The 25,990-nt window shown below is 57.7% G+C and carries 28 protein-coding genes, 1 tRNA gene and 1 pseudogene; 16 read left to right on the top strand and 14 right to left on the bottom strand.

The genetic code is table 11. The features are described from left to right. The first annotated feature begins 7 nt into the window (after nucleotides 1-7). Both BT125_RS09060 and BT125_RS09055 read left to right on the top strand, forming a co-directional pair. A complete protein-coding gene (locus BT125_RS09060; protein WP_072406255.1) occupies nucleotides 8-2,152 on the top strand; it encodes a 3-hydroxyacyl-CoA dehydrogenase NAD-binding domain-containing protein in 2,145 nt (714 codons plus the stop codon). Between the two features lie 89 nt (nucleotides 2,153-2,241). Further along, nucleotides 2,242-2,976 carry an amidotransferase gene (locus tag BT125_RS09055; RefSeq protein WP_072406253.1) on the top strand — a complete coding sequence of 245 codons (735 nt, stop codon included), beginning with the start codon at nucleotides 2,242-2,244 and terminating at the stop codon, nucleotides 2,974-2,976. 174 nt (nucleotides 2,977-3,150) lie between these two features. Here the strand turns inward: BT125_RS09055 and BT125_RS09050 are convergent, their stop codons facing one another. The 3 genes from BT125_RS09050 to BT125_RS09040 all read right to left on the bottom strand — a co-directional run bounded on the left by BT125_RS09050 (nucleotide 3,151) and on the right by BT125_RS09040 (nucleotide 5,997). Continuing rightward, complete coding sequence (locus tag BT125_RS09050; RefSeq protein WP_072406250.1) at nucleotides 3,151-4,122, bottom strand: magnesium and cobalt transport protein CorA; 972 nt, start codon at nucleotides 4,120-4,122, stop codon at nucleotides 3,151-3,153. 135 nt (nucleotides 4,123-4,257) lie between these two features. Then, nucleotides 4,258-4,980, bottom strand: coding sequence for a 1-acylglycerol-3-phosphate O-acyltransferase (locus BT125_RS09045; RefSeq protein ID WP_072406248.1), 723 nt, complete (start codon nucleotides 4,978-4,980; stop codon nucleotides 4,258-4,260). Nucleotides 4,981-5,307: 327 nt separating this feature from the next. Beyond that, nucleotides 5,308-5,997, bottom strand: coding sequence for a crotonase/enoyl-CoA hydratase family protein (locus tag BT125_RS09040; RefSeq protein ID WP_072406246.1), 690 nt, complete (start codon nucleotides 5,995-5,997; stop codon nucleotides 5,308-5,310). Nucleotides 5,998-6,305: 308 nt separating this feature from the next. Here BT125_RS09040 and BT125_RS09035 point away from each other — a divergent pair. After that, a tRNA-Ser gene (locus tag BT125_RS09035) sits at nucleotides 6,306-6,395 on the top strand. A gap of 209 nt (nucleotides 6,396-6,604) precedes the next feature. Continuing rightward, nucleotides 6,605-7,102 carry a nuclear transport factor 2 family protein gene (locus tag BT125_RS09030; protein ID WP_256573744.1) on the top strand — a complete coding sequence of 166 codons (498 nt, stop codon included), beginning with the start codon at nucleotides 6,605-6,607 and terminating at the stop codon, nucleotides 7,100-7,102. Nucleotides 7,103-7,105: 3 nt separating this feature from the next. On the opposite strand, the gene BT125_RS09025 is transcribed toward BT125_RS09030, so the two are convergent. Then, complete coding sequence (locus BT125_RS09025) at nucleotides 7,106-7,921, bottom strand: DUF1206 domain-containing protein (RefSeq protein WP_072406244.1); 816 nt, start codon at nucleotides 7,919-7,921, stop codon at nucleotides 7,106-7,108. A 214-nt stretch (nucleotides 7,922-8,135) separates the two neighbouring features. After that, entirely contained in the window at nucleotides 8,136-9,071 is a 936-nt protein-coding gene (locus BT125_RS09020; protein ID WP_072406243.1) for a helix-turn-helix transcriptional regulator, read from the bottom strand. A 562-nt stretch (nucleotides 9,072-9,633) separates the two neighbouring features. On the opposite strand from BT125_RS09020, the gene BT125_RS09015 reads away from it, so the two are divergent. The 4 genes from BT125_RS09015 (at nucleotide 9,634) to BT125_RS09000 (ending at nucleotide 13,596) form a co-directional block, all read left to right on the top strand. After that, on the top strand, nucleotides 9,634-10,965 hold the full coding sequence (locus tag BT125_RS09015; protein ID WP_072406241.1) for an MFS transporter: 1,332 nt from the start codon (nucleotides 9,634-9,636) through the stop codon (nucleotides 10,963-10,965). Between the two features lie 101 nt (nucleotides 10,966-11,066). Continuing rightward, nucleotides 11,067-11,765, top strand: coding sequence for a fumarylacetoacetate hydrolase family protein (locus BT125_RS09010; protein ID WP_072406239.1), 699 nt, complete (start codon nucleotides 11,067-11,069; stop codon nucleotides 11,763-11,765). A gap of 21 nt (nucleotides 11,766-11,786) precedes the next feature. Further along, nucleotides 11,787-12,545 carry an SDR family oxidoreductase gene (locus BT125_RS09005; protein WP_072406237.1) on the top strand — a complete coding sequence of 253 codons (759 nt, stop codon included), beginning with the start codon at nucleotides 11,787-11,789 and terminating at the stop codon, nucleotides 12,543-12,545. Between the two features lie 94 nt (nucleotides 12,546-12,639). Beyond that, nucleotides 12,640-13,596 (top strand): 2-hydroxyacid dehydrogenase, encoded by a 957-nt coding sequence (locus tag BT125_RS09000; RefSeq protein WP_072406235.1) that lies wholly within the window; start codon nucleotides 12,640-12,642, stop codon nucleotides 13,594-13,596. Between the two features lie 42 nt (nucleotides 13,597-13,638). On the opposite strand, the gene BT125_RS08995 is transcribed toward BT125_RS09000, so the two are convergent. Together BT125_RS08995 and BT125_RS08990 are read right to left on the bottom strand one after the other, a co-directional pair. Further along, nucleotides 13,639-14,604, bottom strand: a complete 966-nt coding sequence (locus BT125_RS08995; RefSeq protein ID WP_139271706.1) for a DMT family transporter — start codon at nucleotides 14,602-14,604, stop codon at nucleotides 13,639-13,641. Beyond that, a complete protein-coding gene (locus BT125_RS08990; protein ID WP_072406231.1) occupies nucleotides 14,604-15,104 on the bottom strand; it encodes a DUF3916 domain-containing protein in 501 nt (166 codons plus the stop codon). The genes BT125_RS08995 and BT125_RS08990 overlap by 1 nt, the downstream gene beginning before the upstream one ends. Before the next feature lie 162 nt (nucleotides 15,105-15,266). Between BT125_RS08990 and BT125_RS08985 the strand changes: the two genes are divergently transcribed. Next, nucleotides 15,267-15,827 carry a GNAT family N-acetyltransferase gene (locus BT125_RS08985; protein WP_072406229.1) on the top strand — a complete coding sequence of 187 codons (561 nt, stop codon included), beginning with the start codon at nucleotides 15,267-15,269 and terminating at the stop codon, nucleotides 15,825-15,827. Here the strand turns inward: BT125_RS08985 and BT125_RS08980 are convergent. Next, nucleotides 15,799-16,143, bottom strand: a complete 345-nt coding sequence (locus BT125_RS08980) for a DUF2834 domain-containing protein (protein ID WP_072406228.1) — start codon at nucleotides 16,141-16,143, stop codon at nucleotides 15,799-15,801. The two genes, BT125_RS08985 and BT125_RS08980, sit on opposite strands and share 29 nt — an antisense overlap. A 117-nt stretch (nucleotides 16,144-16,260) precedes the next feature. On the opposite strand from BT125_RS08980, the gene BT125_RS08975 reads away from it, so the two are divergent. The 4 genes from BT125_RS08975 to BT125_RS08960 all read left to right on the top strand — a co-directional run bounded on the left by BT125_RS08975 (nucleotide 16,261) and on the right by BT125_RS08960 (nucleotide 18,771). Next, a complete protein-coding gene (locus BT125_RS08975; protein WP_072406591.1) occupies nucleotides 16,261-17,073 on the top strand; it encodes a helix-turn-helix domain-containing protein in 813 nt (270 codons plus the stop codon). A gap of 14 nt (nucleotides 17,074-17,087) precedes the next feature. Beyond that, entirely contained in the window at nucleotides 17,088-17,453 is a 366-nt protein-coding gene (locus BT125_RS08970) for a VOC family protein (RefSeq protein ID WP_072406226.1), read from the top strand. Next, nucleotides 17,444-18,247: a diaminopimelate epimerase gene (dapF, locus tag BT125_RS08965; protein WP_072406225.1), complete on the top strand. Its 804-nt coding sequence runs from the start codon at nucleotides 17,444-17,446 to the stop codon at nucleotides 18,245-18,247. Before BT125_RS08970 ends, dapF begins: the two co-directional genes overlap by 10 nt. Before the next feature lie 77 nt (nucleotides 18,248-18,324). After that, nucleotides 18,325-18,771 carry an NUDIX hydrolase gene (locus BT125_RS08960; protein WP_072406223.1) on the top strand — a complete coding sequence of 149 codons (447 nt, stop codon included), beginning with the start codon at nucleotides 18,325-18,327 and terminating at the stop codon, nucleotides 18,769-18,771. Nucleotides 18,772-18,776: 5 nt separating this feature from the next. On the opposite strand, the gene BT125_RS08955 is transcribed toward BT125_RS08960, so the two are convergent. Next, nucleotides 18,777-19,343 (bottom strand): nucleotidyltransferase family protein, encoded by a 567-nt coding sequence (locus BT125_RS08955; RefSeq protein WP_072406221.1) that lies wholly within the window; start codon nucleotides 19,341-19,343, stop codon nucleotides 18,777-18,779. A gap of 74 nt (nucleotides 19,344-19,417) precedes the next feature. Here BT125_RS08955 and BT125_RS08950 point away from each other — a divergent pair, with 74 nt between their 5' ends. Next, a complete protein-coding gene (locus tag BT125_RS08950) occupies nucleotides 19,418-20,233 on the top strand; it encodes a suppressor of fused domain protein (protein WP_072406219.1) in 816 nt (271 codons plus the stop codon). Between the two features lie 100 nt (nucleotides 20,234-20,333). Next, nucleotides 20,334-20,957: an SMI1/KNR4 family protein gene (locus BT125_RS08945; protein ID WP_072406217.1), complete on the top strand. Its 624-nt coding sequence runs from the start codon at nucleotides 20,334-20,336 to the stop codon at nucleotides 20,955-20,957. 47 nt (nucleotides 20,958-21,004) lie between these two features. Here BT125_RS08945 and BT125_RS08940 read toward each other — a convergent pair whose 3' ends face one another. Together BT125_RS08940 and BT125_RS08935 are read right to left on the bottom strand one after the other, a co-directional pair. Beyond that, nucleotides 21,005-21,679 (bottom strand): HD domain-containing protein, encoded by a 675-nt coding sequence (locus BT125_RS08940; protein WP_072406215.1) that lies wholly within the window; start codon nucleotides 21,677-21,679, stop codon nucleotides 21,005-21,007. Between the two features lie 47 nt (nucleotides 21,680-21,726). Continuing rightward, entirely contained in the window at nucleotides 21,727-22,116 is a 390-nt protein-coding gene (locus BT125_RS08935; protein WP_072406213.1) for a hypothetical protein, read from the bottom strand. A 544-nt stretch (nucleotides 22,117-22,660) separates the two neighbouring features. Here BT125_RS08935 and BT125_RS08930 point away from each other — a divergent pair. Continuing rightward, entirely contained in the window at nucleotides 22,661-23,320 is a 660-nt protein-coding gene (locus BT125_RS08930) for a hypothetical protein (RefSeq protein WP_072406211.1), read from the top strand. A 117-nt stretch (nucleotides 23,321-23,437) separates the two neighbouring features. Here the strand turns inward: BT125_RS08930 and BT125_RS08925 are convergent. From BT125_RS08925 to BT125_RS08920, 3 genes and pseudogenes are all read right to left on the bottom strand, one after another. Beyond that, nucleotides 23,438-23,710, bottom strand: a pseudogene (locus BT125_RS08925) (transposase); the annotation flags it as partial. Between the two features lie 178 nt (nucleotides 23,711-23,888). Beyond that, on the bottom strand, nucleotides 23,889-24,650 hold the full coding sequence (locus BT125_RS28655; RefSeq protein ID WP_139271699.1) for a hypothetical protein: 762 nt from the start codon (nucleotides 24,648-24,650) through the stop codon (nucleotides 23,889-23,891). Between the two features lie 197 nt (nucleotides 24,651-24,847). Then, entirely contained in the window at nucleotides 24,848-25,903 is a 1,056-nt protein-coding gene (locus tag BT125_RS08920) for an alpha/beta hydrolase family protein (protein WP_072406209.1), read from the bottom strand. Nucleotides 25,904-25,990 lie beyond the last annotated feature (87 nt).

The raw sequence follows: 25,990 nt of genomic DNA, 5'->3' as shown, positions 1-25,990 counted from the left end.
ATTTTTCATGACCGATGCCATTCGTTACGAAACCGGCCAGGACCGGATCGTCGTCCTGACCCTGGACATGCCGGGCCAGAGCGCCAACACCATGAATGCGCGCTACCGCGAGGCCATGGCCGCTTGCGTTACCCGTTTGAAGGCTGAAAAGGACGCGATTGCCGGTGTGATCATCACCTCGGCCAAGCAGACGTTCTTCGCCGGTGGTGATCTCAATGAATTGGTCAAGGTCGGCAAGCCCGAGGCCAAGGCATTCTACAACATGGTCCTGCTGCTTAAAGCGCAACTGCGGGCCTTGGAGACCCTGGGCAAGCCCGTGGTGGCGGCCATCAATGGTGCGGCCCTCGGCGGTGGTTGGGAGATCTGCCTGGCTTGTCATCATCGCGTGGCGCTGGACCAGCCATCGGTACAGCTCGGCTTGCCGGAGGTCACTCTCGGGCTGCTGCCGGGGGGCGGTGGGGTGGTGCGGATGGTGCGTCTGCTCGGTTTGGAAAAGGCCCTGCCGTATCTGCTCGAAGGTAAGAAGGTCAATGCACAACAAGCGTTGCGGGCCGGGTTGATCGATGAACTGGCCAAGGATCGTGAGGAACTGCTGGCCAAGTCCCGGGCCTGGATTCTGGCCAACCCCAGTGTCGTGCAACCCTGGGATGCAAAGGGCTATCGGCTGCCAGGCGGCACGCCGTCCGACCCGAAAGTCGGACAAATGCTGGCGATCGCCCCTTCGATCCTGCGCAACAAGACCCAGGGCTGCCTGCCGGCACCGGAGAAAATCCTCTGCGCGGCAGTGGAGGGGGCCCAGGTGGATTTCGACACCGCGCACCTGATCGAAACCCGCTACTTCACCGAACTGACCACCGGCCAAGTGGCGAAGAACCTGATCGGTACGCTCTGGTTCCAGCTCAACGAGATCAAGGCCGGTGGCTCTCGCCCACAAGGTGTGGCGCCTTATCTGACGAAAAAAGTCGGCGTGCTCGGTGCAGGCATGATGGGAGCGGGAATCGCCTATGTCAGCGCCGTGGCCGGTATTGCCGTGGTCCTCAAGGATGTCGACCTGGCGGCCGCCGAGAAGGGTAAGGCCCGCTCGGCGGCGTTGCTGGATAAAAAGGTTGCCCGCGGCCAATTCACGGTCGAGCAGCGCGAAGCCACGCTGGCGCGGATTCAAACCACCGACAGCAATGCTGATCTGGCCGGTTGCGACCTGATCATCGAAGCGGTGTTTGAAGATCGCGCCCTGAAAGCCAGCGTGTCGGCGGCGGCCCAGGCGGTGGCGGGCGACGACGCAGTGATCGCTTCCAACACCTCGACCTTGCCCATCACTGGCCTGGCCATGGCCGTGCCGGACCCGACGAAGTTCATCGGCCTGCACTTCTTCAGCCCGGTGGAAAAAATGCCCCTGGTGGAGATCATCAAGGGTGCGCGTACCAGTGACGCGACGTTGGCTCGGGGGTTCGATTTTGTCCTGCAGATCAACAAGACGCCGATTGTGGTCAACGACAGTCGCGGTTTCTTCACGTCGCGGGTGTTCGGCACCTTTACCAATGAGGGCATCGCCATGCTCGGCGAGGGCGTGAGTGCGCCGATGATCGAGACTGAAGCGCGCAAGGCCGGGATGCCGGTCGGGCCTCTGGCGATCTCTGACGAAGTTTCCCTCAGCCTGATGAGCCATATCCGCGCGCAAACCGCCAAGGACTTGCACGCAGAAGGGAAAACGCCGATTGAGCACCCGGCATTCGCCGTGATTGACTTGCTGCTCAACGAATACAAGCGGCCGGGCAAGGCCGCTGGCGCCGGTTTTTATGAATACCCGGCCAACGGGCAAAAGTACCTGTGGCCGCAGCTAAAGAGCCGCTTCGAGCAAGCCGATGGGCAGATTTCGCCTCAGGATATCCGTGATCGCCTGCTGTTCATCCAGGCCTTGGAAACCGTGCGCTGCGTGGAGGAGGGGGTGCTGACGTCGACGGCCGATGCCAACATCGGCTCGATCTTTGGCATTGGTTTCGCGGCCTGGACCGGCGGTGCGTTGCAGTTCATCAACCAATACGGCCTGCAGGACTTTGTCGGTCGCGCGCAGTATCTGGCCGAGCAATACGGCGAGCGCTTCTCCCCGCCGGCCTTGTTGTTGGAGAAAGCCGCCCGGCACGAACTGTTCTGACAGACCGGGGGAAGGGGCTTGCCTTGGAACCATGTTTCAGGGCAGGCTCTGGGTGTGCAATATTCCCATCATCGTGTCAGGTATTTTTTATGTCGCTACGCGTCTGCATTCTGGAAACCGATATCCTGCGTCCGGAACTGGTCGACCAATATCAGGGTTACGGGCAGATGTTCCTGCGCCTGTTTTCACAGCAGCCCATCGCGGCCGAATTCATCGTGTACAACGTGATGGAGGGGCATTACCCCAGCGATGATGAGCAGTTCGACGCTTATCTGGTGACGGGCAGCAAGGCTGACTCCTTCGGCACCGATCCTTGGATTCAAACCCTCAAGACCTACCTGCTGGAGCGCTACCAGCGGGGCGATAAATTGCTCGGTGTGTGCTTTGGCCATCAGCTGTTGGCGTTGTTGCTGGGCGGCAAGACCGAACGCGCCACCCAAGGCTGGGGCGTCGGCACCCATCGCTACAAACTCGCCGCCAAGGCGCCGTGGATGAGTCCGGTGATGGAAGAACTGACCTTGCTGATCAGCCATCAGGACCAGGTCACCGAACTGCCCGAAAGCGCGACCGTCATCGCCTCCAGCGATTTCTGCCCGTTCGCTGCCTACCACATCAACGACCAGGTACTGTGCTTCCAGGGCCACCCGGAGTTCATCCACGATTATTCCCGGGCCTTGCTGGAGATTCGTCAGCAACACCTCGGCGAGCAGATCTACAGCCAGGGCGTGGCGAGCCTGGCCCACGAGCATCACGGCACCACGGTGGCGGAATGGATGATGCGTTTCGTCGCACACAAGCCGCAGGCCGAAACCACCCAAGGCTAACGATCACCCCTTTCCAATGTGGGAGCGAGCCTGCTCGCGATAGCGGTGGATCAGTTTGGCGTTGATATCGGATGTGCCGCTGTCATCGCGAGCAAGCTCGCTCCCACAGGGGATGAGCGGTGGGGAGCGAGCCTGCTCGCGATGCAGGCCGCGCAGCTCCCCAGGAGAACAGGCTTACAGCCAACCCGACCGCTTGAAACTCGCCCACAAAGCCGTACATCCCACCCCAATGAATCCGAGCACCAGAAAGTAGCCGTAGTGCCAGGTCAACTCCGGCATGTTCTCGAAGTTCATCCCGTAAATCCCGGCCACTGCGGTGGGAAATGCCAGAATCGCCGCCCACGCTGCAAATTTTCGCTGCACCACGCTCTGGCGTGAGGCTTCCAGCAACACCCCGATTTCAATGGTCTGGCTGGCGATGTCCGCCAAGGTGGCCAAGTCTTCCATTTGCCGCGTGACGTGGATCTGCACGTCGCGGAAATACGGTCCCATATTCTTGTCGATAAAGGGGAAGTCCAGCCGCTGCAGCTCCTCGCTGATCTCCACCATGGGCGCCGCGTAACGACGCAGGCGCAATACATCGCGGCGCAAGCTGTGCAGGTTCTGGATGTCTAGCTCATTCAGGGCGCTGCACAGCACGTTGCGCTCCAGCTCATCGATCTCGGCGTGAATGGCTTCACCCACCGGTTGGTAGTTTTCGATCACGAAATCGAGGATGGCGTAGAGCACGAAATCTTCGCCGTGCTCCAGCAGGATAGGACGAGCCTCACAGCGCTGTCGGACGTGGGCGTAGGAGGCTGAATGACCGTTGCGGGCGGTGATGATGTAGCCTTTGCCGGCAAAGATATGGGTTTCGATGAACTGCAGCTTGCCGTCCTTGCGTATCGGCGAATACGTGACGATAAACAGCGCATCGCCAAAGGTCTCCAGCTTGGGCCGGCTGTGTTTCTCCATGGCGTCTTCGATGGCCAATTCGTGCAGGTTGAATTGACGTTGCAGGTTGGTCAGCTCCAGGGCGCTGGGCTCTTCGAGACCGATCCATACAAAATGACCAGGTTTGGCAGCCCAGGCGCTGCCTTCGTCGAGGGTTATGTTGGTGATTTTCTTACCGGCGCTGTAAACCGCAGCAGCAACGACTCTACCCATAATGGTGGTTCACTTCTTATTGGAAAAATGGCAATAGCGGGCAATGTCCAGCTTAGCGCGCCCTGTAGCCTGAGAGTCAGCAAAATCTGCGGAGTTCGGCGGCAAAAGAAAACCCGCCGAGGGGCGGGCTTTCCATTAGGCAGTTTGCAACTGCCGGTCCATTGCCGCGATGCATTCGCGCATCTGCTCACGGCATTGGGCGATGAGCCGAGGCATGTCATCCATGCTCAACCCGGCCGTAGGAATCGCCGGCAGCGAGCGTATGAGGATGTCACCGCTGCGCCAGCGATTGAGGCGCATGTGTTTGATGTAGCTGCTGACGCACACCGGAATAATCGGGACCCCGGCGGCGATTGCCATCTGGAATGCGCCTTTCTTGAATGGCAGCAGGTCTTCGCCCAGATTGCGCGTGCCTTCTGGAAAAACCCAGATCGAGGTGTCCTCGTGTTGCAACGTATGGGTGGTGGTCAACATTGACCGTCGGGCCTTGATCGCGTTGCCACGGTCGATCAACACGTTGCCCGCCAGCCAGAACAATTGCCCGAACAGCGGCACCCATTTCAGGCTCTTCTTGCCGATGCACACAGTACGGCGCGGCACTACGTTGCCGAACATGAACAAGTCATAGTTGGATTGATGGTTGGCGATGATGACGCAGCCGTTGGGCTTATCCACTAGGGTGTCGACCTGCGCCCGGACCCGCAGGCGCAAGATGCACATGGCCGGCAAAGCGTACAGCCTTGCGCATAAACGGCTGTTGTCCGGATTGAACGGTCTGCACAGACCCAGAATCACCCCGAGCACACCCGCCAGGACAAAGTGCAGGCCCATCAACAACATACGCAATACAAACAGCATCTACGGGCCCCATCGGGACAAAAGGTGGCGCAGTGTACGGACGTGCACTGTTTTCGGCAATTGCCCCTATAGAGGTAGGAAATGGACGATGTTTAAGCGCATGTATCCACATTACGTGAGGGAAGCGGCCTAGAGCGGTTGCGGACTTTTAAACGAGGCGCGTAGGAAAAAGCCACGCTCTAGGGGAGGGGGCATCTGCGGCGAGGGCGCTTGCTCCCGTAGGAGCTTACGAGCGGAGCGAGGCTGCGATCTTTCCATTAACAATTGAGTCCGGAGCGAAAGATCAAAAGATCGCAGCCTCGCTCCGCTCGACAGCGCCTACAAGCGTCAGCCCATATGCTCCTGATCCAGCAAAATCGCAGTGTCCAGCGTCTCCAGCAGGGCCTTGCGAACTTTCAGCTTGGTGTTCTTGTGGGCGGACATGTTGATTTTCTTCAACTGACGCGCTGCTTCCAGGGCCGCGCCTTGCAGTTCCTCGGCCGACACCACCTTGTCGAGGAAACCCGCATCCACAGCGCCCTGGGGGTTGAACATCTCGGCATTGATCACCGAGCGGTGAAACGCCGACTTGCGCAGGCGATCACGCGCCAGCTCGATACCGGCGTGGTGCATGGTCATGCCGATCTGCACTTCGTTCAGGCCAATGCTGAACGGCCCTTCCACACCAATGCGATAATCCGCCGACAACAGCAGGAACGCACCCTTGGCCACCGCATGCCCCGGGCAAGCGACAACGACAGGGAAGGGGTGCGACAACAGGCGACGGGCCAGCGTCGAGCCGGACGTGACCAGGCTTACCGCTTCCTTGGGACCGGCGGTCATCACCTTCAGATCGTAGCCACCCGACAGAATCCCCGGCTGCCCGGTAATGATCACCACCGCCCGATCCGCCGTCGCCTGGTCCAGCGCAGCGTTGAACGCGGCAATCACATCCGGCGAGATGGCATTGACCTTGCCGTTATTCAAGGTCAGGGTCGCGATACCGTCTTCGAGACGGTAGGCAATCAAGTCGCTCATGACGCTATTCCTTGTAAGAGAAGTGTCGCAGACGTTACCCACCGCCGCAGGCCAGGTAAAGCACCGTGACTGACTCACCGGTCAGCCCCAAGCCCCGTAAACAGCCTGACCCGCCCATCCCGCCAAGCCTTCATCTATAGAGCATTGCCTGTACAGCCCCGAAGATTGGCCGGTTTGCCCTGCCCAGAGGCGTTTGAAATGTTCAACCAAGCTTAACCGCATGAAAATTCTGAAAAAAACCTTTGCCATCGGAAAAGCTTTCGACTACATTAGCGCGCCTCGACAGACTGAACAGTTTGCCGAGATACGGTGAAGTGTCCGAGTGGCTTAAGGAGCACGCCTGGAAAGTGTGTATACAGGAAACTGTATCGAGAGTTCGAATCTCTCCTTCACCGCCAAATTCGATACACACGAAGCCCCTGGTTTTCCAAGAAAACCAGGGGCTTTGTGGTTTCTGCCGCCTGCAAAAACAGCGATATCCACAATATCCGCCCAGGCCCTTCACCAAACAGCATCAGGCAAATCCGCAACAGCATCGAGCAACAGCCGCCAAGCGCATGCCGTTAAGGTTCCCCTTTATCGACTGCATTGTTGGAGAGAAAACATCATGACTACGCGGATGAGTTTGGCTTCGAGCCTTCAGGCTGTTGTTTTGTCCTGGATCGTTTCATCAAGCCCCGTCTGGGCATCGGAAACAGCGACTCAGGCCAATACGAACCTGGTGCGCCAAGCGTTCATGAACTGGCAGCAGGGCAAAGGCACGGTATTCGACTTGCTGGCGCCCGGCGCCATATGGACTGTCAGCGGATCGAGCCCGGTTTCAGGCGTGTATAACAGCAAGGCCGATTTAATGGCGCAAGCCGTAGGGCCCATCAGTGCCCGGCTGGCGACGCCAATTTCCCCCACTGTCCAAAGCATTGTCGCCGAGGACGATGTCGTAGTGGTGCTGTGGAACGGTGAGGCAACGGCCCTGGATCGCAAGCCTTACCGCAACACTTACTTGTGGCATATGACATTCAAGGACGGCCAGGTCATCGAGGTACAGGCCTTTCTGGACACCTACGCGTTGAACGACCTAATGCATCGCGTGAAGCCTGGGCAGTAAGCGCTATGTTTGGGAAATGCCGGGCACATCCATGTTGATTTTGCGCCAGGCGGCTTCGGCAAAGCTGTAGGCCGAAAAAGCGATCAGACCCAGCGCCATCGCCATCAAGAGCACACCACCGGCCGGCAGGTTCTGCAGCGCATCGAGGGCATCTTTCATGCCGGGTGGGTCCATGGCCTTGTAGGTCGAGCCGCTGATGATCAGCAGCAGGGCGATTTCAATGAAGACGACGCCACGGGCGATCAGACCGAAGCGCGATACCGGACGCACATAGCGCATGACGTCTTCGTCCGCTTCAAAGTACTTCTCGAACGTCGCCTTCCACCCCTTGATGATGTGAGCGATGCCCACCCCGAATGGCACCAGGGCGATGAGGTAGATCAGCAGGTTCGAATGGTCCCAGGACAGCAGGCGTGCCAGCAGGTCCTGGGCCTGTCCGCCATCGGAGCCGCCGGAGCTTTTCATCCCGCTGACAAGCAGGCTTAACGCGAAGAATGCCAGCGCGCCGTTGATGAGCCCGCCCGCCAGCAAGCCTGCGCGGATTACCAGGCCTTTGAGTTCCTTGCCGTGATGATCGACGTCGCGAGTGGCCTGCAACACGCGCCATCCGGCGAAGGCGAGCAGGCCCATCACCACCAGGCCTACCAGGGCGTGGCCGAAAGGTTGGCTCAATAGCGTTTCCAGGCTGCTGTGGCTGTCTTTCGGGTTGCTTGAGTCGCGAGCCGCCAGCAGGGAGAAGATACCCATGATCAGGTAAATAACGCCTCGAGCGGCGTAGCCGCCTCGTGCCAGGAAAACGAGGCTTTGGTATGGGGACATAGGAGCAGATTCCAAAGAGGACATACAGAAGCAGACCCATGGCATGGCGAGGGGGTTCGATCAGTGTGATAGCGGTAGCGGCGGCGTTGATCCTGCGCTGATCTTTAGAGTGCATGAATCCGTGGCGAGGCAGCTTGCTCCCGCTTGAGTGCGAAGCACTCACAGGAAGGCGACACAGATAACCTGGCTACGCCGACTCATGGCCTGGAAGTCCCTAGCCATTGTTCAACGGCAACTGCGGACTGTCCGGATTCAACTGCTGGCGCCTGAACTGCCCCGGCGGCTGTCCATGTATCTGGCGAAAACGCCTGGAAAAATAAGCCTCGTCGGCAAACCCGCACAACCTCGACACTTCGCCCACGGGCCGTGTGCCATTGAGCAAGTAATTGCGCGCCGCATGCATTCGACGTTCGAGCACCAGTTCGGTAAAGGTCTTGCCGATTTCCTTGCGCAGCCAGTGGGTCAGGTAGGTCGGCGACAGGTAGGTCGCCGCCGCCACTTTGATCAGGTTGAGGTCCGGGTCGGCGATGTTCTTGCGCAGGTATTCGGACATCCGGCCCAGCGCATCGCGTCGGCTGACTTCGGCGGCGTTTTCTTCGGCCAAGCGCTTGAGCGGCTCGGCGTACAAGGCGCAGACGCTGCCGATCAGTTGTAGCAACAAGCCCTTGAGCATCTCGCGGGTGCCGAATTGTCGATTCTCGTCCAGTGCGCGCATCTGCGTAATCAACGCGCATACCTTGGCGAAATCGTCGTCGCCGAGAATGAAGTCCAGGTGCTCCTGGAAACGAAACGGCGAGAGTTCCGGCGCCAGCAGAATCGAGACTTCTTCCAGGTCCATCGGGTCGCACTGCAAATGTGGCAACAGGAACGTCTGGGAAAAATTGATCACCATGAAGTTGCTGTCCGCCGGATGCGGAATCACATGCACGCGGTGAGGCAGGATGAAGGCCAGGGTGTTGCGTGGAAACGGACGCTCGACGTTGCCGATGTGTTGCACAGTGTCGCCACCGAGGTTGATCTGGATCTGGAAGTACTCATGGCGATGCGGGCTGGTTTCGGCGCGTCGGCCCTTTTTGTCGCGGATGTAGAAGTCCGTCAATTCGCTGCGTTGCTGCATGACATAGGTGGGGACTCGGCTCGGTGACGACATCTCCAGGGAATCCTCTGCGGGGCATGGCGGTGACGACGATTGTGACGGTGCATCTGGCCGAGTTTCAAGGCGTTATACGATGACAGGGTGCCGAGACTGAATTTTCTTTAGCCCAGGGATGGTAGTTGATTGTCCAAAACGACAAATTCGTATTTATAGTTTTTATCCTTTAAAAACAGTTAGTTATGTTGTTATTGAAAACAATTTTAAAAACATCAGTGATCTTGTTTTTTTGGACAGGTTTCTCGGGCACGGTTTCAACCGGGAAAAATGATCTAACACCTCAGTTGATTTTGAATGGTTGTACGACCACTGTTGGGCCACGCAACCCGACCCTTCATCCAAAAACAATCAAAAGGTGCGCACATCATGAGCCTGTTCCTGTTCTACGCTGACCCTCCCGAACGCTCCTGCGACAGATCCTGTCGCAAGGCCTCTTTGAACACCTGACACCGGCTGTTCGCCTCTCATTCCTGTAGCGATTGTTCTGCCCCGGCATCGAGGGCATTGGTTTCGGCTGCTCGTAAACATTTCGACGCTTCTAACAATAATGAGGTCCACCATGTCGAATTCCCACACCTCCCAAATTGCCAGCGCCCGGGACGCCGTGGTGCCTGAGCGCCTGCCGTCGCGGCGGCGTTGGTTCATGCTGTCGTTGCTGCTGATCGCGACGATCATCAACTACATCGATCGAGTGAATATTTCGATTGCCGCACCCTTCCTCGCCAAGGACCTGGGCCTGGACAAGATCGAGATGGGTCTGATTTTTTCCGCGTTTGCCTGGACCTACGCCATTGCACTGGTACCCGCCGGGTTCATCGCCGACCGCTTCGGTTCCCGGTTCACCTACGGGGTGTCGTTGATCAGTTGGTCGACCGTCACGGTGTGCCAGGGCTTTGCCACGGGCTTCGCTTCGCTGTTCGGTCTGCGCCTGGCGGTCGGCGCGATGGAAGCGCCGGCGTTTCCGGCCAACAGCCGGGCGGTCACGGTGTGGTTCCCGGCGCGTGAACGGGGCCTTGCCAGCAGTATTTACGTCTGCGGCCAGTACCTGGGCACGGCGCTGTTTACCGGTGCGCTGCTGTGGCTGGCGACTACCTACGACTGGCGCCATGTGTTCTACAGCACCGGTGCGCTCGGCATCGTTTTCGGTGTGGCTTGGCTGTTCCTGTATCGCGACCCGATGAACTGCAAGAAAGTCAGCAAGGAAGAACTCAAGTACATCGAAGCCGGGGGCGGGCTGGTCAAGAGCAGCCAAGAGCGCACCCGGTTCAACTGGCGGCAGATCGCCGAGCTGTTCAGCTATCGGCAGATCTGGGCGATTTGCATCGGTAAGTTCGCCAGCACCTCGGCGCTGTACTTCTTTCTCACCTGGTTCCCCACGTACCTGATCGAAGAGCGTCAACTGACCATGATCAAGGCCGGGATCTTCGCCGTACTGCCGTTCGTGGGCGCGACAGTGGGGATCCTGCTCGCCGGGATCGTCTCCGATCTGCTGATACGCCGCGGTTATTCGCTGTCCTTTGCCCGCAAGTTGCCGCTGGTGGTCGGCTCGATGCTGGGTATGTCCATCGTGCTGGTGAATTTCACCGATTCGAACGTGATCTGCATCGCCGTGCTGACGACTGCCTTCTTTGCCCAGGGCATCGCTTCGTCCTCGTGGGCGGCGGTGTCGGAAGTGGCGCCCAAGGAACTGATCGGGCTGACCGGCGGGATCACCAGCCTGGCGGCCAACATCGGCGGGATTGTCACCCCCATCGTGATTGGCGCGATCGTTCACAAGACTGGCTCATTTGCCTTGGCCTTCTGGTTCATCGGCGGTGTGGCGCTGATCGGCACCTTGTCCTATTCGTTGCTGCTTGGCCGTTTGTATCGCATTGAACTCAAGGCGCGCTGAGCCCGGAAAAAGCTGTTTTTCTCCAATACGAGGCGGCATTCCTCCAACTTAGCCAGGGGTTGCCGCCGTACGCTGACGCTTCCATCAGGACTTTTACCAGGATGAACATGCCCGAGTATGTCTTTACCCCGGACCTGCCAGTGACCCTGCCGGTTGTCGGCACCCCGCAGCGTTTTCCCGTCGGCCGGGTCTTTTGCGTCGGTCGCAACTACCCTTGGCCCGATACCCAGGGGGAATCCCGAGTCCCACCCGTGTTTTTCATGAAGCCTGCCAGTTGCGTGGTGGAGGCGACCGGCGACGTGGCGTTTCCACCCGTGACCGAGGAGTTCGCTCACGAAATCGAATTGGTCGTGGCCATCGGGGAGGGCGGCGCCAACATCCCTGAGAGCCAGGCGCTGGCCTATGTGTGGGGTTACGCGGCAGGTTTGGATCTGACCCGGCGTGATGTCCAGCGCCTGGCCAAGCGCAGCGGTTTGCCGTGGGAGGGCGCCAAGGTGTTTGACGGCGCCGCGCCGATGACGGCCATCGTGCCGGTGTCGCGGGCGGGGCACCCCGAAGGCGAGTTGTGGCTGAACGTGAACGGTAAAGAGCGCCAGCGCGACAGCCTCGACAGCCAGATCTGGTCGGTCAGTGAAGTGATCGCCCGCATTTCCCAATCGGTGGCGCTGCGGGCTGGCGACCTGATCATGACCGGCAGCCCGGCGGGCGTCGATGTGCTGCAGCCGGGCGATGTCATCACGGCCGGCATCGATGGCATCGGCGAACTGCAAATGCGCGTCGGTCCGCGTTTATCTGACTGAATTCGAGAAAGGAGAATCCACATGTCCAACACATTGAAAGTGGCTCTGGTGACTGGCGCCGGCAGCGGGATTGGCCGAGCGGTGGCCCTGGGCCTGATAGCAGACGGCTACACGCTGGTGCTGGCCGGGCGCCGCCCCGAGCCCTTGCAGGCATTGGTCGAGTTGGCGGCCTGCGAGGGGCGCGAAGCCCTGGCGGTACCCACCGATGTGCGCGATCCGGCCAGTGTCGATGCACTGTTTGTCGCCATCGCCGAGGCCTACGGACGCCTGGACGTCGTGTTCAACAACGCCGGCGTCAATGCGCCTGCCGTGCCGCTGGATGAGCTCACGTTCGAGCAGTGGCGAAACGTGATCGACACCAACCTCAACGGCGTTTTCCTGTGCGCCCGTGGTGCCTTCGGCCTGATGCGCCGGCAACAGCCCCAGGGTGGACGGATCATCAATAACGGTTCGATTTCGGCCCACACCCCACGGCCGTTCAGCAGCGCCTACACCGCCAGTAAACACGCGGTGCTGGGGCTGACCAAATCCCTGGCCCTGGACGGACGCGAATACAACATCGCCTGCAGCCAGATCGACATCGGCAACGCCCTCACCGAAATGTCCGTGCGCATGACCAAGGGCGTGCGTCAGGCCAACGGTAGCATCGCGGTGGAGCCGATGGTGGACGTCAAGCACGTGGCCGACGCGGTGCGCTACATCGCAGGCCTGCCGTTGTCGGCCAACGTCTTGAACATGACCGTCATGGCCACGGCCATGCCGTTTGCCGGTCGCGGTTGAGCCAGCGCGCTGTTCATTTTGAGGGTGTGCATGCGTGGTGAGCACACCTGATTACGCTTGAATCAGTTTTTTCCTATTCCGTTACGAGGTCTACATGAAGCCAGAAGTCTTGCAGCTCAGTCCGATCCTGATCCCTGAAATCAATACCCGGCTCAACGAGCTGTTCACGGTACGGCGCTATTTCGAACAGGCTGACAAACAAGCCTATCTACAAGAGCACGGCGCCAACATTCGCGGTGTGATCACCGGTGGGCATACGGGCATCAGCCAGGCGCTCATGGCACAACTGCCCCAACTGGAGGTGGTGGCGGTCAACGGCGTGGGCACCGATGCGGTGGACCTGGCCTACGCCAGGGATCGTGGAATTCGCGTGACCGCCACCATCGGCGCGCTGACCGAAGACGTCGCCGACCTGGCGATCGGTCTGTTGATTGCCGTGTGCCGAGGGCTGTGCACTGGTGATCGCTACGTGCGTTCCGGCCAATGGCCCCAGAGCCCCACGCCACTGGCTCCGTTGCCATTGGCCCGGCAGGTGTCCGGGATGCGCATCGGCATCGTCGGCATGGGCCGGGTCGGTCGCGCCGTGGCAACCCGCGCCGCCGCGTTCGGTTGTCCGATCAGCTATACCGATCTGCAACCGATGAGCGACGTGAACCACACCTTCGTCGCCGACCTCAAGCAACTGGCTCGCGACAGTGACGCCTTGATCCTCGCGGCCGCCGCCGACAAGGCTGAAGCCATCATCGATGCCGAGGTGCTGCGCGCCCTGGGCCAGGGCGGTTACCTGATCAATGTGGCCCGCGGCAAACTGGTCAACGAGCCCGACCTGGTGGCGGCGCTGAACGCCGGGGAGATCGCCGGTGCGGCGCTGGATGTGTTTGTCGATGAGCCGCACGTGCCCGAGGCGTTGTTTGGCAATGAGCAGGTGGTGCTGCAACCGCACCGGGCGAGTGCGACCTTGCAGACCCGCACGCGGATGGGGGAGATGGTGGTGGCGAGTCTGGTGGACAGTTTTGCCGGGAAGGTTGCGCAGGGGTGTGTGACGGGGTGAGGCGCACATTGCAGAGGATGTTGTTGAAATAGTGTCGGCTGATCAAGAGGTTGCGCCGGTTGTCGACCCCCGAGTCGTCAGGATGATCCGCACCGCCATGATCACCCCGACAAGCACAGCCGCAAGACCTGACGTCTCCAGAAATGTCGGCAGCCGATCATGAAACCACAAGCCAAGTAGCGTCGCGAACAGCGACTCCAAGGCGATCAATTGCCCGGAAAGCACCATGGGCAAACGCCGGGACGCGGCGTTCCAAGCCCAGGCCCCGACAACGGATGACATCAGCGCAATCATGAAACCCCAGAGATACAACCCCCCCGCAACGGAAATACTAAACCCCAGGCTCGGCAGTTTGAGCAGATCGAGTGCTTGTACCGCCGGTAACAAGCACAAGGTGCCGACTCCGGCGCCAGCCATCATGAGGCCGGTCCAGGCCCCTGACGCGTGTGGGGGTAGCGTCAGCAGGGCGTGCTGGTTCAACCAACTGAATGCGAGCCACAAGACCACGGCACCGATTGAAAACAACAAGCCCATCGCCCACGAGCCCTCGCTTGCAACGGGTTGATGGACAGCGCCGAGATTCGACAGTAGAAGACCCACCGTCAAGAAAACCAGGGGGATCGCCAGTTTGCGCCATTGGAGGGTTTTGGCCGTGGCGTTGCCCAGCAATGCCAGCAAGACCGGCACCATGCCAATAAAGGCCGGGGTCAGCACCGGCCCGCCGAAAATGATGCCGGCGGCGATGCAGGCGCTATAGCCGAGGTAGCCGACCACGCCCAGGCCTGCGGCCAGCAGCACCTGATTACGGCGCAGCAGCCGCAACTGGATCCGATAGAGCAGCACGACACCCAGGCCCAGGGCACCGGCGATCAGGAACCTTACGATCATCAAGTCATAGATCGTGTAGTCGCCGGTGACGTAGGGCGCAATGAAGTTCAACGCCCAGCTCAGTGTCGCGACTACCGCGAGGGCCAATCCGGTGATGAGGTTTGAATGGGGCTTCACTATCACGCAGGTTCCCCGATACACCACCAATGAACGTCGACTTCATCGTCGCTCTGGGTTACATCGTGCCCATGTTCGATGAAGGATTCGGGCACATTCAAAGCAAGTCGGTCGCTCAAGCGCAGCGGTGCAAGGGTGTTGTGTTGCCCCAGGAAGCTCAAGTAGTAATCACGGTCGTAGAACACCGTGACTTCACTTTGGTGAACAAAGGGCCAAACCAGCAGGCAGGCGACACGGTAGTAGCCTTGGCTGCGATCCGCCGCACGGGAAAGATGGGCGGCTGCTTCTAGCAACTGTTGAATACAGAAGGCCTGCACTTCGATGTGTGCTTGTGGACCCTGGACAAGTGAATTGATGACTGGGATTTTCCAATGCGCGTAGCGCTCGCTTTTATGGATGTGAGGGTAGAACCTGCCGTTAAATTTCGCGGCCCAGCGCTCCAGCGCTCGGAGACGGCGGGGGATACCTCGGAGTTTTCTGTCGCTGAGGGCAATTTGTCGCAAGGTGATGTCCTTATGCGGTTCAATGGTACTGAGCGCATCCAGTGTAGGCCGCGAAACGATGTGATTGGAGTTCGCGTGGTTGAGTGTGCAACTTGGTTTTTCCGCCCTACGCGGGCAGCATTCGTTTCGCAGGATGCCATAACGTTAGAAAAGGAATTCACCTTGGAACCCATCCCCACATTCCAAACCCGCCGCCTCATCCTCACACCCCTTGAACTGACGGATGCTCCGACGATTCAACAGTTGTTCCCACACTGGGAAGTGGTCCGTTACCTGGACCGTCGCGTGCCCTGGCCCTACCCGGATGACGGCGCGCTGACATACGTGCGCGACCATGCGCTCCCCGCTGTCGCCGCCGGATGCGAATGGCACTGGATGATCCGGATTGCCGACGATCCGCCACAGAGCATCGGCAGCATCAGCCTGTACGACCAGCCTGGCAACAACCGAGGTTTCTGGCTGGCGCCGCAATGGCAGGGGAACGGCTACATGCGCGAAGCGTGCGAGGCGATCAACGCCTATTGGTTTGAAACCCTGGGACGTTCGGTCATGCGAGTGCCCAAGGCGGTGGGCAACCTGGCTTCGCGCAGGGTTTCGGAGCGCGAAGGCATGCGCATGATCGCGACTCAGCAGGGGGACTTTGTCTGTGGACGTCTGCTTAAAGAGGTCTGGGAGATGACGCGTGAGGCGTGGTTTAAGAAAAAGGTGGATGGCTGTGAGTAGACGTCACCGGCGATCGGCGTCCAAATCCGTTAACGACGATGTACAACAGTGGACCGATTGATACGAAGATGGCTGTGATCAGGAAGTAAGGCAGCAGCGATCCGAGCGATTTGCCTTTCGAACGTGTGTCCTTGTACATCCAGATGCACGCCATGCAAGCGAGCAGATAAAGGTCGATGACGACCTGTGCGGTGTCTGGGCGAGACATGAGCCCGATGCCGAACGCCAGGAGCGATTGCTCGGCGAGAAACAAAGTACTCGCCGTGTACACGGAAAAAAGCAGCAGCGTGACAAGTGCGATGTAAGGTTTCTTCACTTTGCCTCCTTGGACAAGTTCATTGATCAGTGGAGGCAGGCTAGTGATTTGACCGTCATGGTTTCAATGACCTCAGAGGTCATCGACGCCGCTCACCCGCAATGCCAGAGTCAACGGATGACCAATCGACCTTTTTCCCGAACGACGCCGCCAACCTCGGCCGGGGGGCAACTGCGTCACTTGCGCCAACAGGCTGGACTGAGTCAGCTGGACTGCGCACTGATCACAGGAATCTCCCAGCGTCACCTTAGTTGCATCGAGACGGGTCGCGCCAAGCCAAGCCCCGGCACTCTGCATAATTTATTGACTGCCCTGGATGTACCTTTGGAGCGATGCAACGACATCTTCCTGGCCAGTGGTTACGCCCCTCGCTACGAAACGACGCCGCTCACGTCGTCGTCAATGGAAGTGGTACGTGATGCCATTGATCATGTACTTCACGCCAATAACCCCGCTCCGGCGATTGTTCTGAATGCTCAATGGGACATCCTTGCCGCGAATGCCAGCGCGGGTGTCTTGTTCGATCTGGTTGGGCTTGCCAGAGAAGCGGCAGAGGGACTCAACCTCTTGGTGACACTGCTGCAACCCGGTGGCTTGGGCGATCGTTTGAGCAACGCCGAGGAAATAAGAGTAGTGGCCTGGCAACGGGCATCTCGGGAAGCCTTGAACAATCCCGCGCTGGCTGAGATTCTGAAGAGCCTGCCGGCCCCACGCAGCGTTGCGGCGCTGGCGAACGAACTGCCTCCGCTGTTGCTGACACGAGTCGACTCTCCCCAGGGGGAGCTGACGTTCATGTCAACGTTCACAACCTTCGGCATGCCGCTCGACATCACCATGAGCTCATTGCGTATCGAGCATCTGATTCCCGCCGACGCCAAGACCTGGGCGGTCATGACCAAGGCATATGAGCAAGCGCAACACTCACAATGATCAAGGAAGACCCCATGCAACCGTCACTCAATCGAATCATGCTGTATGTCCGGGACGTTCAAGCGACCTGCACTTTTTATGAGCGTCACTTCGGTTTTACCAGTGAAAGAAAAGTCGATGACCGCGTCACCGAATTGAGCCCTGCAAACGGTGGCGCGGTCCTCATGGTTCACCCTGCGGGGAAGGCCGTTAAAACGGGGCAAGTCACCGTAAAGCTTGTCTTTGATCTCCAGGATGTAGAAGGTTTCAAGGCAAAGTGCCTGGCCCAGGGCCTGAAGTTTGGCGCGACGCACAGGGCAGACGGTTACTCTTTTGCCAACGCCAAAGATCCTGACGGTAATTCCATTTCTATCTCCAGCAGGGCGTTTGCATGCAACTGAGCTTTCATAAGATGCATGCCAATGGCGATGACTTCGTGATTGTCGATTCGCGAAATTCGGCCAGTGCGATGACGAGTGCCATGGCCCAGCGGATGGGGAATCGAAACCGGGGCATAGGCTTCAACCAACTCGCGGTGTTGCTCGATTGCGACGATGCTGCTGCGCGGGTGATGTTCTGGAACGCGGATGGCTCCGCGCTGGACGTTTGTGGCAGCGCGACACGAGGTGCGGCGGACCTGCTCATGCGCGAAGCAAATGTGACTTCGCTAATGCTGCGCACTAACCGGGGTTTGCTTACTTGCGAACGTACCCCAACCGGCGCCATTTCCGTCGACATGGGCGTGCCGCTTTTCGGCTGGTCGGACATTCCCTTGGCGCAGGAACTGGACACCGCTGCCTTGCCACTTGCTGGCATTCCAGCCGCCTGCAGCATGGGAAATCCCCACTGCACTTATTTTGTCGATGACCTGGCTAGTATTGATATCGCGACGATCGGCCCGGCCATCGAAACCGACCCGCTGTTCCCGCTCAAGGCCAACGTTCATTTCGTCCAGATCATTGATCGCACACATATTCGGTTGCGCATCTGGGAGCGCGGGGCGGGTATTGCGCAGGGGTCGGGATCCTGTTCGTGTGGTGCGGTTGTCAATGGGATTCGTCGTGGTTTGTTGGACAGTACCGTCGAGGTTGAATGTGATGGCGGCAGCGTGACGGTGCAATGGGATGGCCTGGGCGCGGTCTTTCTTATCGGGCCGGTGGAGGCGAGTTTTTCGGGGACGATGAGTCAAGGTTGAGTCGATAGGTGTTTTTACCCTGATACAGGGTTTTGCAGGACGTTGTTCATCATTAAATCAAAAAGGGAGTTCTATTCGTGTCGGCACAACGCATTCGCCCTCTCGTGCTTTGCATTTTTCATCATGACGGAAAAATACTGGTCAACCAGTTCTACGATGCCAATAAAAACCAGACGCTTTTTCGTCCGATTGGTGGCGGCATCGAATTCGGCGAAAGAAGTCGCGATGCCATCATCCGAGAAGTGCAAGAAGAGCTGGGCGAGTCAATCAGCGACCTCCGGTTGATTGGCACCTTGGAAAGTATTTTTACCTACGCCGGCAAACCTGGGCACGAGATCGTCCAAGTCTACGATGCAACATTTGACGACGCCGATCTTTACGAAAAATCCTGGCTGGAAGGCTTTGAAAGCGACGGCGCATCGTTCAGGGCAACGTGGTGTTCCAGTGCCTGTTTCACGGCTCTGACGCCGCTGGTGCCTGAGGGGCTTTACGATTTGCTCAAGTCGGCTTCGCTCCTGGAGTGAGTCGATCAGCGAAGGTCATCCACTGTCCTCAGCCACGGCCAGCGAGCCTGATAACTTTTCGCCTTCTCATCGAACAAGTCCGGCTGGGGATTTTTTGGATTCATGCGAAGAACGCCTTGCTCTACGTCGTCCAGCCCATAGGGCGCATAAACCTCACCGGTTTCAACATCCAGCCCAATACAAGTACCCGCTATCAGGTAACGATCAATGCCATCCTTGGCCGACTGAAGCTGAGGATAGGGCTTGCCAAACCGCTGACCGTACCAAAGGTGGACGCGCGCCTGGTTCTTGATCTCGATGTTGACGTCGAGGTCCTGGAAGAGACGCTGGGCGGCATGGATCACTTCATCCTCGGCCTCCCAGGACAGATCGGGGTCGAAGTAAAAAACATCGTAATCCTTCACGCCCCAGGCGGGTGGCCGCTGCGACTGATGATTCCAGATGGCTTGGAACAGGCAGCCAGCGGTGAGCATGCATTGATTCAAACCGAGTGAAGGCAAGCGCGCGGTGATTTGTGCGTTGATTGGGTTGGTCATTGCTATGCTCACCAAACTTTCGACCGTCAACGTCATATTCATCCTTTTGAAATCGATCCAGGCGTAGTGACTGAGCCTACATCAACGGCAATTTTCGGATAGGAACGCCCATGAATTTCTTCAAGAAGCTCTTCGGTTCATCGAAAAACCCTGCAACCCAAAACGACCAGCCCGCGCCGCAATCCCCCAAGCTTGGCGACCTGACCGAGGCTGAAGCAGCCAATCTGGCCGTCCGGGAAGCTGGCGCAGCGTGCCTGGATCGTCATTGGGGCGCTGTCGGTACGGTCGAGCGGGATGTTCTTTCCTACCTGATCAGTCCGACCTTTTCCGGCGGCCCGTACTGGCCTTCGACCCGCCAGGCCTACCGCGTGGTTCGCCGCGGCGACGCGATCATTCTCGCCACCGAAGGCCTGTCCGATCCATTCGATGATACGGAAGGAATGGGCAACGGCTTCGAGATGGAATTGTTCGTCGAAACCGCGGATATCCCCGAGCACGCTTATGGCCCGGTGGGAGAGGTCGACCCTTTCAAGCGCAGCTGGGCATTCGAGCTGGTGGAACACGTCGCCAAAACGGTGGCCGACGCGGGTGGCATCACCCACCAACTCGACCAGCACGGGGCGCTATCCCTTGAACTTCCCGGGCTGAGCCAATCGCACCACATGAGCGATCAACTGCCCAAACTCTTCGTGACCGATGACGACTCCACGGGCGTTCTGCTCGGCGCCCCACTGCCGGATTTTCCTACCCAGCTGGATGATATGCCCTTGTCCCCGGTCAGGTTGGTGCCGGTGGTCTTGATCACCGCGGCGGAGCTGGAATACGTGCGTTCAGGGGGGCGAACGGCTAGGGAGGATCTGGTGAGCCGTTTGAAGGCGGCGGGCGTTGGGCATATGAGCAGTCTGCATCGGGCGAGTGTGGTTTGAGGCCGGAGGGCTGTCGGCCAAAAACCAACCTCAGTGAATAGTTGCTTTTTTGTAAGATCGATTGATACCGCGTCCCATCCAATACCCTTTCGAGACATCAATGACTGACTATCGTGGACTCATCCTCGAAGACACCCGTGAAGGCGCCACCGACCTTGCCATCGCGCAACTGGAAGCCAGCCTGGGTGCCCGCTTGCCGGACGACTATCGCCAGTTCCTCAAGACCTGCAACGGCGCCTACGTGGAATACGATGTGCTGGCCACGCTCGCCAATGGCGATGAGGAGTTGCTCAGCTTTTCACTGTACGGGCTGGACCCGGACAAAGAGTATGAATCCAACCCCTTCGAACTGGAGCAACTGCGGGCGCAGCCCGGCTTCCCCGCGACGGGATTGTTGCCGATCGGGCGCGACGGCGGCGCGAGTATCTTGCTGCTGGATTTGCGCGAAGGGCGCCAGGACGTGGCGGCGATGGTGGCGGGCTTACCGGCCTGGACCGGGCGCCGTCAGCAAGGCGATGAGTATGTGGTGCTGGCTGACTCTTTCAATGGTTATTTGGACGCGCTGCATCTATCGCAAGAGCGGATCGAGGAGCATATCAATCACTTCATCATCAGCCCTGAAAGTGTTGAGGCGACGTTGGAGTGGCTGGATAAGGGAAGTCCGGGGTGGCGGGAGCGGTATCGGGAGTTGTGGAATGCGAGGGTTGTGGATCCATTGATCTGAAGCCTGATCCGATGGCTGAAACCCGATGTCCCGAATGACGCCGGTCTTCAGTCGAGACGGTCGATGGCGCGTGCAAGATTGGCCCGTGCCTGCTGCTCGAATGCGTCGAAGTACGGTGCAGTCGTATAAATGCGCCCCCGTGTCAGAAAACCTTCAAGGACCTGGCGGCGCTTTTGGCGGTACACAGGCAACGGCACAAACTGGTACTCGCGGCGAATTTGTTGGTCGTATTCCTCGAACCGCTCGAACGCTGCCCCAAGGATCGCCAGATCCGTGTCCACCAGCACCGCTTCGTCTGCCGACGCCGGAGCAGCGTCGTGTCGCGTCACCATCACCAGCTCGTAAAGCCTTTGGCGCGTTTCATCGCCCAGGCCGCTATCGCGTGCCACGTCGTCCAACCATTGGGCACTGCGCAGCTCGTTGTCGCTGCGAAGAGGGTCGTAGATCGCATCATGGAACCATAGCGCGAGGTCGACTTCGGCGGGGGCCGGGCAGGCCGCGTTGACGAACCGGCGCACCTGAAGGCATTCCTGTAGATGCTGGAGGGTGTGGTAAGCGCGATGCGGCTCGCCGTAGCGTCGAATGAGTGCTTCGTACGGCTCTTGGGGCGCGCATCCGACGCCAAGCTCCGCCCAGACGCGAGCCCAGGCAGCGAAACCCGTGGCATCAGCCACGTCGAGGTTGGCCGGAAACAGAGCGCTCCCTTCTGGCGAGTCCGTCATTGTTTCTCCTGCGCTTCAAAAATGAAAAACGGCACACCCATTTTGAATTACTGGGCATCACCCGCTGGCGCCTCGTCGGCATCACCCGATGGCGCTCCGTAAGGTACACCAATCTCGACCCGGTCCGCCTTTACCCAACCTGTGTAGTCGTCGCCACTCTTGGCGATGAAGTTCACTTCCAGCCATGATTCGTCTTCAAGGCTGGCGTAAACGGTGAGAGAGTCGCCGGGTATTACGAAAATCTTTTTATTGGCACAGGCTTCATCCGGCGCTTCGTGAAAATGCAGACGTCCGGTGCCAATGACCTTGCCTTGCACCGACGGATGAAACTCAGGCACGGTGCCAGAGATCTCTTCCGCCAGGGCAGAACAGTTGCCAGCGGCCTGGCTCAGGGTGCTGAAAAGGCACAGGCATAACACGCTTGAACGCAGATACATCTTGGCGAATCCGTTTGGGGTGGAGGCGTAGGATAGTTAAGTCGGAAACTATTGGGGAAGAGACATACCGTGAGGCCTATGAAAAATGGAGCATGAAAAAGTCGGTCTGCCCAAACTACCTGATCATTGACTGGTGAAAATGCCTTTTTTTCACGCTGCTAGGTGAGATTCGAGTCCGGAAGCCTCCGCCAAAAGTAAAGATTCAATCTGGGACGCGTGCTTTCCTGATGCGCAAACCATGGCTGTTTTTTTCAACAGAATCGGCCAAAAGCGGACGCTCGAACCGTCGGCTACTAAAACGCCACGACTGTAGAAAATACCCTTTGGGGCGAGTGCCCTGCAGGGTCAAGTTCCAGATGAGTATGAATCTAGAAGCTGAGAATGCGTTCGCAGCCTTAACGCCAGGGCTAGCCTTGGAGATCAACGGATGCACGGCGGTTTGGTAGACTCCTCGGAGTCATGCGGCGCGATTATAGATCTCCGTTGATGCTCCTAAAGATTTGGGTACCATTGGCGTGGTACTAACATAATTTAAGGACAAAATGTGTTCAGCAAATCTCAGGTCATTACCATACCAGCCCTAATTACAGTGACACTTTTACTCACGGGCTGCCCACCACCAGCGTCGTTCACACAATGGAAACGCGTTTCGACATCTGTAGAGGGCGTCAAAGCTGCAATGGCAGAATGTGGCGATCCTGCAGCAGGACCACAGAAGCATTTCCCAATAAATGTACAGATAATTCACTTTCAGTGTATGCAGCGTCTTGGCTTTATTCGCAAAGACGGTTTTGAATACTGTGAAGTAATGAAGAATATGCCAGCCTGCGTCGAAGAAAGGCAGGGCCATCCTCTAAGCTTGTCCCAGCTCGAAGCTTTGCCTTTTGTCGAAGATGAGGCATTTCACCCAATCAAGCCAAATTCAGGCCGGGATGAACGTATGCAGGTCTCCTGGCGTAAAGCGGGAGCATCACTGCATTTCTCAGTCCAGGTAGCCAATGATAGTGAAGCCCTGCCGGTAATGTACGCATGCGGCTATGCTAAACCACTGGGGTCGAATCTAGATGTCGCAAGCATTGGAAGCACTGCCAAAGTCCAACGCTGCATGATTGATCACGGATTTGAACCGAAGAATAAACTGACACTGGTTTGCCTGACTTATCCACAAGTAACGGGCTGTTCGTCAACGACCCTGCCGCGTTGACCCAATTGCTTAAGTCACAGGTAAGGCTTGTCGGACAAACAGGCTCGCGGCATCAATGGAGACAATCTATCTGACAGCTCTCGGCCAATGACTGGCCGCCGCGACCGGAAGCCGTCGGCCGATTCGACAGAAGCATTGATACGCCAGGTTCAAGTGAGCCTCTTCGCACAACCTGCGTTCGGAGCGAATACCGTAGCAGTCACCCACGAGCGGCAGGCGAATCGTCAATTCAGGATCAATCGGGCTATAGACATCGGCAAGGTAATGGCGCAGATCACTCAGATCGAGGCAGCGATCAATGTTGCGCAGCAGGTGACAGGCTGGGATGTAATCTTCAATGTTTAACGAGTAAAACCACCCCTCTTGTCCGCTCGATAATTGTCTCATCATGCTGCGAATCCTCCAGCTGGCCGATGACCCAATTTCGTCGCAGGCCAGACAGGAGGTCTACTTTTTCAACAGAATAGGCCAGAAGGGGCCATCCAACAGCTAAAAACCATGTTGGGCGCAAAACCCTAACCAAGTTGAATACAGCTTAATAATCATATTTTATAGGCGCCTATCTGGATCAGAGAGATTTAAAGGATTCGATATATTTTGAAACTCTTCTCAAGCGTGAGCGCTCATTATAATTAAGCTCAAGCTTGCCTTCCAGATGCTTTTTCTGCTCGTCGAAAGCCCAAATAAGATAGTGCCTTAGCCATTCATATTTTTCAGTATTCTCATTTTTATAAAAATTGGTTTTTAGCAAGTTTAGAGCGCCTTCGAACGGCGTATTGCTCATGGAGGTAGATAAAATTCTTCCATAATTCAAATATGGATAATCCACCACTCCGCCATTATGAGAAACATTCGACAAGTGTGGAAGCCCTGATACCACACACTCGGCAAGCGCACCCGTCATAGAACCGTAGTACTTCAAGATAAGTGAGCGATCAATAATTATCCTGGGGTATTTTGCTGCTGCTTCAAGAGTGTAGGCATTAATCAAACCTGCGCCAACAATTATATTGTTAGCCTTATCGACAAAAAGGTCGCCATGTGAGATTGCTCCTCGAACAGGAATACCTTTGGCGAGCAGTCCCGACTGAAGTAAGCTTGATAATTTCATCAACTCAAGGAGATTTTCAGATGACTCGTCGCAGTAAATAACAATCGAATCACTTATCAGTAAGAAATCAAAATTTCGCTTAGTCACTGCGGAGTGGAAGTTGGAGAGGATGAAGCTATAATAAGTATCTATCGAGGTTGTTGATGAGGCATAGACAAGATTTTTAAAGCCAAGCACATCGATAAATGCAACCAGTCGTTTCTCGTATTTTATATTCAATTTCCAAGCTCATCCCTGAATTTTTGAGTTTCCACGGGGTATTATTGCAGAGCAATAAATAATGGCGTATGGCCATCGGCGATATATCGTACACTTTCTTTTTCTTTTGTATAGGTCTTTAAAGGGCAAAGATTGTATGGGCGCAAAAATGGCTGTTCCGGCGTTCCGTCGAACCGCTTCAAGTCAGCACCACCCGATTACAAACGACCTTCTTTATAACCTGATGACTGCGCCAAAAACGCTGCAATCAACGATGCAACCTGCCGCTGAATCACCCCCCGAGCACGACCACCATCACCATCGCGACAAATGATCCCATCCCCCGGCACTTCCTCTTCAAGCATTTCCTCCGCCCCAGGCTTACACATCGACATGAAGCTGAAATGGCTCGCATCGCTGATCTCGATGTAACGGCTCGACGCAGGGGGCAGGCGCTTGGCCAGGTTGGCAGACTCCAACTCAGGGGGAAGCTCTTGCGACGGTACACCGGCAGCGATCACCAAGGCGGGGACCGGCAGCGCGGCCAAGCTTTTATCGGTCAAGCCTCGCGAAAGGCCGAGGTCCAATGTCACCACCGCAGTAACGCGTTTATCGCGCCAGTCGGCGGCCAGGTCGGTCTTTGCTTCTGAGGTGCTGGCGGGGTTCATCTGTTCGTAAACCGTGCAACTGGATAACTGCGAATGGGCTTTGCAGTCTTGGGCGAAGCGCTCTGGATCGAAGCGAGCGCCGGCGATTTCCAGGGCGGTCCAGCCGCCGAGGGAATGGCCCACGGCTGCAATTCGATCATTGGCGACCCGACCAAATTTTTCAGGGTGAGTCGTGACCGCATCGATGGCTCGGCGCAGGTCGACGGGGCGCTGCCATAACTGCGCCGCTGCTTGGGGGCTGCGGTCATGGGTGGTGCTGCCGGGGTGGTTGATGGCGGCGACGATGTAACCCTTCTGGGCCAAGGCGCTGGCCAGCCAAAGCTGGTTGCTCCAGTTGCCCCTGTAGCCATGGGAGAGCACCACCAGTGGGTGTTCGCCCGCAGTTGGCGGCGCGTTACGCACGGCGGACGCGCCGACAAACACCGCATTATCGGCGATCAGTTGTGGGGCTGCGGTGGTTGCGCTCGGGTACCAGACGACCATCTCCAGTGCGCGGCCATTGTGTGGATCCGGCAGGTTGGAAGATTGAAAACCGATGGGGGCTTCGTCAGCCAATGCGGTCGTTGTCAGGCAGGCCAACAACAGGGCGCCGAAAGCTGTTTTCAATGTCGTTTCTTCCTTGAATAGGGTTCTCAAAAGCTTGGGTATTAAAGCTCGGATTCGAACCGTTGCGCACAACTTTCATCGATCAAG

Origin of the sequence: Pseudomonas sp. NFACC04-2 (assembly GCF_900119265.1) — a bacterium.
Lineage (GTDB): Bacteria > Pseudomonadota > Gammaproteobacteria > Pseudomonadales > Pseudomonadaceae > Aquipseudomonas > Aquipseudomonas fluorescens_AA.
The sequence above is the reverse complement of the archived record's forward strand: the minus strand, read 5'-3'. Positions and strand labels throughout refer to the sequence as shown.

Coding starts and splice junctions, on each gene's coding strand:
- BT125_RS09060 (WP_072406255.1), top strand. CDS start 8: ATGACCGATGCCATTCGTTACGAAACCGGCCAGGACCGGATCGTCGTC.
- BT125_RS09055 (WP_072406253.1), top strand. CDS start 2,242: ATGTCGCTACGCGTCTGCATTCTGGAAACCGATATCCTGCGTCCGGAA.
- BT125_RS09050 (WP_072406250.1), bottom strand. CDS start 4,122: ATGGGTAGAGTCGTTGCTGCTGCGGTTTACAGCGCCGGTAAGAAAATC.
- BT125_RS09045 (WP_072406248.1), bottom strand. CDS start 4,980: ATGCTGTTTGTATTGCGTATGTTGTTGATGGGCCTGCACTTTGTCCTG.
- BT125_RS09040 (WP_072406246.1), bottom strand. CDS start 5,997: ATGAGCGACTTGATTGCCTACCGTCTCGAAGACGGTATCGCGACCCTG.
- BT125_RS09030 (WP_256573744.1), top strand. CDS start 6,605: ATGACTACGCGGATGAGTTTGGCTTCGAGCCTTCAGGCTGTTGTTTTG.
- BT125_RS09025 (WP_072406244.1), bottom strand. CDS start 7,921: ATGTCCCCATACCAAAGCCTCGTTTTCCTGGCACGAGGCGGCTACGCC.
- BT125_RS09020 (WP_072406243.1), bottom strand. CDS start 9,071: ATGTCGTCACCGAGCCGAGTCCCCACCTATGTCATGCAGCAACGCAGC.
- BT125_RS09015 (WP_072406241.1), top strand. CDS start 9,634: ATGTCGAATTCCCACACCTCCCAAATTGCCAGCGCCCGGGACGCCGTG.
- BT125_RS09010 (WP_072406239.1), top strand. CDS start 11,067: ATGAACATGCCCGAGTATGTCTTTACCCCGGACCTGCCAGTGACCCTG.
- BT125_RS09005 (WP_072406237.1), top strand. CDS start 11,787: ATGTCCAACACATTGAAAGTGGCTCTGGTGACTGGCGCCGGCAGCGGG.
- BT125_RS09000 (WP_072406235.1), top strand. CDS start 12,640: ATGAAGCCAGAAGTCTTGCAGCTCAGTCCGATCCTGATCCCTGAAATC.
- BT125_RS08975 (WP_072406591.1), top strand. CDS start 16,261: ATGACCAATCGACCTTTTTCCCGAACGACGCCGCCAACCTCGGCCGGG.
- BT125_RS08970 (WP_072406226.1), top strand. CDS start 17,088: ATGCAACCGTCACTCAATCGAATCATGCTGTATGTCCGGGACGTTCAA.
- dapF (WP_072406225.1), top strand. CDS start 17,444: ATGCAACTGAGCTTTCATAAGATGCATGCCAATGGCGATGACTTCGTG.
- BT125_RS08955 (WP_072406221.1), bottom strand. CDS start 19,343: ATGACGTTGACGGTCGAAAGTTTGGTGAGCATAGCAATGACCAACCCA.
- BT125_RS08950 (WP_072406219.1), top strand. CDS start 19,418: ATGAATTTCTTCAAGAAGCTCTTCGGTTCATCGAAAAACCCTGCAACC.
- BT125_RS08945 (WP_072406217.1), top strand. CDS start 20,334: ATGACTGACTATCGTGGACTCATCCTCGAAGACACCCGTGAAGGCGCC.
- BT125_RS08940 (WP_072406215.1), bottom strand. CDS start 21,679: ATGACGGACTCGCCAGAAGGGAGCGCTCTGTTTCCGGCCAACCTCGAC.
- BT125_RS08935 (WP_072406213.1), bottom strand. CDS start 22,116: ATGTATCTGCGTTCAAGCGTGTTATGCCTGTGCCTTTTCAGCACCCTG.